Annotated in this window: 7 protein-coding genes; all 7 read right to left on the minus strand. The window is 41.1% G+C overall.

Annotation, left to right across the window (positions count from 1 at the left end; genetic code table 11):
* Positions 1-44: 44 nt before the first annotated feature.
* Complete coding sequence (gene hisC, locus FTU72_RS13410) at positions 45-1136, minus strand: histidinol-phosphate transaminase (protein ID WP_180053003.1); 1092 nt, start codon at positions 1134-1136, stop codon at positions 45-47.
* A 118-nt stretch (positions 1137-1254) separates the two neighbouring features.
* Positions 1255-2556, minus strand: a complete 1302-nt coding sequence (hisD, locus tag FTU72_RS13415) for a histidinol dehydrogenase (RefSeq protein ID WP_180053004.1) — start codon at positions 2554-2556, stop codon at positions 1255-1257.
* A gap of 187 nt (positions 2557-2743) precedes the next feature.
* Entirely contained in the window at positions 2744-3445 is a 702-nt protein-coding gene (gene hisG / locus FTU72_RS13420) for an ATP phosphoribosyltransferase (RefSeq protein WP_005234128.1), read from the minus strand.
* Positions 3445-4701: a UDP-N-acetylglucosamine 1-carboxyvinyltransferase gene (murA, locus tag FTU72_RS13425; RefSeq protein ID WP_159124271.1), complete on the minus strand. Its 1257-nt coding sequence runs from the start codon at positions 4699-4701 to the stop codon at positions 3445-3447. The genes hisG and murA overlap by 1 nt, the downstream gene beginning before the upstream one ends.
* 7 nt (positions 4702-4708) lie before the next feature.
* The gene (gene ibaG, locus FTU72_RS13430) at positions 4709-4960 is read right to left on the minus strand and encodes a BolA family iron metabolism protein IbaG (RefSeq protein ID WP_004783413.1); all 252 of its coding nucleotides are present in this window, start codon (positions 4958-4960) and stop codon (positions 4709-4711) included.
* Between the two features lie 135 nt (positions 4961-5095).
* On the minus strand, positions 5096-5428 hold the full coding sequence (gene hpf / locus FTU72_RS13435) for a ribosome hibernation-promoting factor, HPF/YfiA family (protein WP_004783414.1): 333 nt from the start codon (positions 5426-5428) through the stop codon (positions 5096-5098).
* 185 nt (positions 5429-5613) lie between these two features.
* Positions 5614-7059, minus strand: coding sequence for an RNA polymerase factor sigma-54 (locus tag FTU72_RS13440; RefSeq protein WP_180012448.1), 1446 nt, complete (start codon positions 7057-7059; stop codon positions 5614-5616).
* Positions 7060-7408: the final 349 nt, after the last annotated feature.

The following is a 7408-nucleotide window of genomic DNA, read 5'->3' on the forward strand; positions in this document are numbered from 1 at the left end:
AAGGGAGGAATAGAGTTGTTCTTTATTAAATAGGAGGTTGGGGATTACGCCAAAATATCGGTTTTCAATGTATCCACTAAACGCTGATTTTGCTCATCTGTACCAATGGTAATACGTAAAAATTGATTGATACGAGGTTTATTAAAGTAACGTACGATAATGCCGCGTTCCCGTAATTCAGCTGCTAACTCACCTGCATCTTTTGATGGTAGTGAAGCAAAAATAAAGTTCGCACTTGATGGCAAGACTTTGAAACCGAGCTCATTCAACTGATTAACCAGTTTTTCACGACTGGCAATCACTTTAGCATTTTGTGCTTCAAAGTATTCCTGATCTTCGAATGAAGCCACTGCAGCCGCAATCGCAAAACGATCCATTGGATAAGAGTTAAAGCTGTTTTTTACCGCTTCAAGCGCTGCAATCAGATGAGGTTGAGCAATCGCAAAACCGACACGTAAGCCTGCTAAAGAGCGGGATTTTGAAGTCGTTTGACAGACTACTAGATTCTCATATTTCTCAACCAAACTCACTGCTGATTCAGCACCAAAATCTACATAGGCTTCATCAATGACGACTACTGAATCTGGATTCGCCTGCAGAATTTCTTCAATGGCAGACAAACTAAGCGCAATACTGGTTGGCGCATTTGGATTAGTGATGATAATACCGCCATTTGGCTGTTTATAATCATCTACTACAATTTCAAAATTTTCATTGAGTGGCAAGATTTTGGTTTTGACACCAAAGAACTGACTATAAACCGGATAGAAGCTATAGGTAATATCTGGATAAAGCAGTGGCTGTTCCTGAATAAAGAAGGCTTTAAAAATATGTGCCAAGACTTCATCAGAACCATTTCCTACAAAGACATTTTCAACAGTAACATTTTGCTGTCTAGCTATGGCATGTTTCAATTCAGATGCATCTGGATCTGGATAAAGACGTAAAACATCTGCGCCATTGGCTAAAACTTTTTGCACCGCTTCCACGACTTTCGGTGATGGTGGATACGGATTTTCATTGGTATTTAATTTTAAAAGGTTTTGAATTTTGGGCTGTTCGCCTGGAACGTAAGGCTCTAGCTCACGGACTTCAGGGCTCCAAAAACGCATTTGCTCTATGGTGATATTCGACATTTTCTATTCTCAAATTCCCTCTCCTTTTAGGAGAGGGTTAGGGAGAGGTCAAATAATTCCCCTTACCTAACCTCTCCCGAAGGGAAAGAAATATCTTTTATTCAATATAAGTATTTAATTACTGATAACGGTAGCGTGCTGAACGGGCATGCGCATCCAGATTTTCCTGCTGTGCCAGAACATCTGCAGTTTTCGCAAGGGTTTTCACACCATCTTCAGAACACATAATCAGGCTTGAACGTTTCTGGAAATCATACACACCCAGTGGTGATGAGAAACGTGCTGTACCCGATGTCGGTAATACATGGTTTGGACCTGCACAATAGTCACCAATCGCTTCAGGCGTATAACGTCCCATGAAGATCGCACCGGCATGGCGGATCTCTTCAGCCATTTCTTGAGCTTCATCCAAACATAGCATTAAATGTTCAGGTGCTACTTGGTTAATTAGCTCAATACCTTCAGCACGATCTTTCACAAGCACTAATGCACCACGATTGGCAATAGAAGTACGTGCAATATCTGCTTTCGGTAGGGCTTGTAAATGCTCTTCAATTGCTTGCGCTACTTCACTTAATAGCTGTTCATCAGGCGTAATAAATACAGCTTGAGCCACCGTGTCATGTTCAGCTTGAGATAACAAATCCATTGCTAACCATTTGGCATTGTTCTGCCCTTCTGCATAGACCAGAATTTCTGAAGGACCAGCAATCATGTCGATACCGACCTGACCAAATACTGCACGTTTTGCCGCAGCCACAAAACGGTTACCTGGACCAGTGATTTTATCGACACGTGGAATGGTTTCTGTACCATAGGCCAATGCAGCAACCGCTTGTGCGCCACCAATGGTAAATACACGGTGTACGCCAGCCAGATAGGCAGCAGCCAAGACCAATGGATTCAGTTCACCATTTGGAGCAGGCACCACCATAACAATTTCACCTACACCTGCCACATGTGCAGGAACAGCATTCATTAACACCGAAGATGGATATGAAGCCAAGCCACCTGGTACATAGATCCCTACGCGATCCAATGGCGTCACTTTCTGACCCAAGGTATTACCTAGAGCATCGACATACGTCCAACCATCCTGTTTTTGTGCCTGATGGAATTCGCGAATACGGTTTGCAGCCAATTCTAAAGCTTCACGCACTTCAGTCGTTAAGCCTTCGAAAGCTGCTTTAAGTTGCTCTTGAGTCAGTTCCAAATCTGAAAATTGATGCGCTGGATGTCGATCGAACTGCTGAGTCAATTTAAGAACATGAGCATCACCATGCTGACGTACGTCAGCAATAATTTGGTCTACAGTTTTTAAAAGTTCAGGATCATTCACGGTTTCAAAAGCCAACAAGTCAGCAAACGCTTGCTTGAAGTTTTGATCTTGTGTAGATAAACGTCGCATCAATTTACCCATAAGGTTTGAATTCGAAGGCTTTAGTTTACCTGTTTTCAAAGACTTTGTCGGTAGCTAGAACAGACTTGTGCTATGAGTTTTATTGGAAATAGCTTTTGATAAAATTGATGAAAGCATTGAGCTTCTTATATTTATAATCAGCAATAAAAAACCGCCCAAAGTGGGCGGTCTTTGATCAAGCTTAAATTTAAGCTTTTTTCGCCTGTTCGCGTGCTTCCACTGCTTGCTCAAGCTGGGCAAGAATTGGATTCAGCAATGCTTGCTTACGTTTAAAGCTGGCTTTGTTCACAATCAGACGTGAAGAGACTTTGCAGATTTCTTCAAGTGGCTCAAGACCATTGGCACGCAGTGTATTGCCTGTATCGACCACGTCAACAATGTAATCACCTAAACCCACCAATGGTGCAAGTTCCATCGAACCGTAAAGCTTGATCACATCAACCTGCTCACCGAGGCTCGCGTAGTATTGACGGGTCAGATTCACGTATTTAGTCGCAATTTTTAAACGACCTTTCGGACGCTCCATGCCGACTTTACCTGCTGTCATCAATTTGCAGTTGGCAATTTTAAGATCTAATGGTTCATAGACATTTTGCGCACCATGTTCCATCAACACATCTTTACCTGCCACACCGATATCTGCTGCACCATTTTCAACATAAGTCGGCACATCAGAAGCACGTAAAATCAGGATACGTACCTGTTTATGCGTGGTTGGAAAAATCAGCTTACGTGATTTATCCGGATCTTCCAGCAGGTTAATCCCTGCTGTTTCAAGCAGAGGTAAAGTTTCTTTTAAGATACGGCCCTTGCTTAATGCTAACGTTAAACCATGATCAAAATTGCCCATTACGTCAAAGTTTGGATCATCGTTTCTCATATCACTCATTAACTTACTCGCTTAATTTGGGCACCTAAACCTTGTAACTTTGCTTCGACATCTTCATAACCGCGGTCAATATGATAAATACGGTCAATCAATGTTTCCCCTTCGGCTGCAAGTGCTGCAAGAACTAAAGAGAATGAAGCACGTAAATCTGTTGCCATCACAGGAGCTGCAGAAAGTTTTTCTACACCTGTTACGACAGCATCATTACCTTCGACCTGAATATTGGCTCCCATACGAGCCAATTCAGGAACATGCATAAAACGGTTTTCAAAAATCGTTTCAGAAATTGTGGCAAATCCACGGCCAATAGCATTGACTGCCATTAACTGAGCTTGCATATCTGTTGGGAAATCTGGATGTGGCAAGGTACGGAAGCTCACTGCTTTCGGACGTTTACCCATCATATCCAGTTCAATCCAGTCATCACCACGAGTGACTTCCGCACCCATTTCCTCAAACTTATCCAGTACAGCTTCCATTAAAGCCGGATCTGTATGCGTGGTTTTAACACGTCCACCAGTAATAGCTGCAGCAGCCAGATAAGAACCAGTTTCAATACGGTCGGCCACTACTGCATATTCACAGCCATGCAGGCTTTCTACACCGGTTACCACTAGTGTATCGGTATCCAGACCTTCAATCTTCGCACCCATCTTGATCAGCATTTGGGCAAGATCGGTAATTTCAGGTTCGCGCGCCGCATTACGAATCGTAGTCACACCATCCGCCAATACTGCAGCCATCAGAATATTTTCAGTACCACCCACAGTCACCATATCAAAGACAACTTCACCGCCTTTCAGACGACCATCGACTTTAGCATGGACATAGCCGGCCTCAACCTCAATCTCGGCACCTAAAGCTTCTAGTGCTTTCAAATGCTGATCGACTGGACGAGAACCAATCGCACATCCACCTGGCAGGGATACTTTTGCACTACCGTAGCGCGCCAATAGAGGACCAAGCACCAAAATAGAAGCACGCATGGTTTTTACGAGTTCATAAGGTGCAAACTGGTTATCCAAAGTAGAGGTATCTGCAATAACTGTATCGCCTTCATAACTAATCGTGATCCCAAGACCTGCGATCAGCTTTACCAAGGTATTTACATCTTTTAGATTTGGAACATTTTTAAGTGTGATTGGCGTATCAGCAAGAATCATTGCTGCTAATAATGGAAGCGCTGCATTTTTTGCACCAGAAATACGCACTTCACCGTCGAGCTTAATACCGCCCTGAATTAAGAATTTATCCATTAATTGATTAAGCTCCAAATAAGCTTGCTTTACGCCATTCTTCTTTGGTCAATGCACGAATGGTCACAGCATGCACTGCACCACTGGCAATATGGGAATTGAGAGGAGCATAAACAGCTTGTTGACGTGCAACCGGACGTTTACCTTCAAACTGATCATCCACAATACGGAGATCGAATTTTCCGCCCTGACCACTCACAGCAACATCCGCCTCAGGAAAAGCGGCTTTTAAAATTTCAGCGAGCTGTTCATTATTCATCACAAGACCTCTTATAGGACTAAGGGTGTAAAACGGGTCATTTTACTATAAATGTAAAAAATAATTCATTAGTCACATACATTATATATATAAAAAAAGAGGCTTTTAAAAACCTCTTTTTCCCCATTTGGTCGCTTAAATGGCTAAACTCTGATGATTCAGCTGCATTTCGCGATATCGGTCAATCTGTTTTTTTAATTTTTCCGTCAAAATTTTAATCGAGGTATACATGTCATCAGCATTGGCATGGGCAAAAAACTCAATACCCGGTAAACGGACAATCGCTTCTGCGATATGGTTACTGCTGCCTCTTTTTGAGCGCTTATCAATCTGATGATCTTTGGAAAGCTTAACCTGCATGCTGTTCACTTGATCCAGATGTTTGGTCATCTGTGAAAATTTCGTTTTTATAGTTTCTTCAATCGCTGGCGTAATTGATAAATGATGTCCACGAATTGTTATTTGCATAGTTCTATCCCTCACCTTCGTTAGGATCAGAAGAGTCACAGTTAAAAATGAAAATAATACAATAACTTGCTCAAGCAAAATCGTGATTTAAAGCATTTATTCAGATCATTTTCACCATGCCTCAAAAGAAAAAAAGATTCATTACGATGTCATAATGAATCTCTAGAATAATCAAATTTCAAAAACTAGATCAAGACTTTTCGCTCAGAAGATGAAGGAATATGTAACGATTCACGATATTTCGCGACCGTGCGTCGTGCCACATCAATCCCCTCTTCTTTCAAAAGATTGGCAATTGCATTGTCCGATAAAGGCTTACGTGCATTTTCTTCAGCAATCATTTTCTTAATTTTGGCACGGATCGCAGTAGATGAAGCCTCACCACCTGAAGTCGTTCCCACATGACTCGAGAAGAAGTATTTCAGTTCAAATAAACCACGTGGGGTCAGCATATATTTGTTAGTCGTTACACGAGATACGGTTGATTCATGTAATTCGACTTCTTCAGCAATATCACGTAAAACCAGAGGCTTCATACCTTCAGGGCCAATTTCTAAAAAACTTTTCTGATGTTCAACAATACAGGTCGCTACTTTCAATAAAGTTTTATGACGTTCGTCGATACTTTTAATAAAGTTTTTTGCTTCCAGCATCTGATTACGCAGGTATTGATTATCTTCACTTTGATCAGCACGACGGATCATATTGGTATAAAAAGAATTCAGTCTTAACTTTGGCATCACATCAGGATTTAACGTCACCTGCCAGCAGTCATTCTTTTTCATTACCACGACATCCGGGATCTGATAATCAGATTCCTTACTTTCAAACTCCAGTCCAGGATATGGCTTAAGAGTTTTCAGCAAATCAACTGCACAGCGTAATTGTTCCTGATTTAAGCCAGTTTGCTTAATGAGTTTTGGTAATTCATTGGTAATCAGCAGCTCATAATGTTGCAGCAATTTAACCGCATCATTACGACAAGGGGTATTAACTGGCAGGCTATCCAACTGAATCAATAAACACTCAGCTAGATTTCTGGAACCTACTCCAATCGGATCAAGACGCTGAATATGCTTAAGAACAACGAGTACTTCATCCTCTTCGATTTCTTCCTCATAATCCATGGAAGATAAAAGATGTTGTACTGATGCAGTAATTTCGGAAATTTCTGCATCCAGAAAACCCTTTTCATCTAGAGAATCAATAATGCAGTATGCAATCAGCTGATCAATGCGAGAAAAGTGCAGCAGATTAACCTGCTCGAGCATATATTCTTGTAAGCTTTGCTGGCTTTGACGATTGTCTTCGCGCTCTTCAAACTCTGCTGCACCTAGACTTGTCGGTTGATGAGTATAGACATCATCCCAGTCGGTATCTACAGGGAGATCGTCCGGAAGATGGTCTGCATTGAGTTCATTGGTTAAATCCTTTTGACTCGTATCAACAGTAGAAAGACTTTCAACACTGATTTGCTCTTCAACTTTTTCTAACAAAGGATTACTATCAAGTTGTAGCTGGATTTCTTGCTCTAGTTCCAGACTGGATAATTGTAATAAGCGGATTGCTTGTTGTAACTGTGGAGTTAATGACAGCGAGTTGGCAATTCGTAATCCCACTGATAATTTCATATGACCCCCTAATAAAAATCTCGTTTTATAAGCAATTTTCATGCCGTTTTAACTTTTATAACATAGTTTGATAAAAAAACACACAAAACTATAATGATTTCATGAACTTTAACGTCATTCTTATATAATTTTTTAAGCATTATTAATCACTTATTTTTATTAAACAGTAATTAATCTATTTATAAATTAATATAATTTGACTTAATTTTTTAAATCCCACGCATAAAAAAAGCCCCCTGCGTGAGCAGAGGGCTTTTGGAATAATGAGCTGGCGATGACTTACTCTCACATGGGAGACCCCACACTACCATCAGCGCTAAGAGGTTTCACTTCTGAGTTCGGGAAGGGA

The organism is Acinetobacter sp. YH12137 (assembly GCF_013418535.1).
Lineage (GTDB): Bacteria > Pseudomonadota > Gammaproteobacteria > Pseudomonadales > Moraxellaceae > Acinetobacter.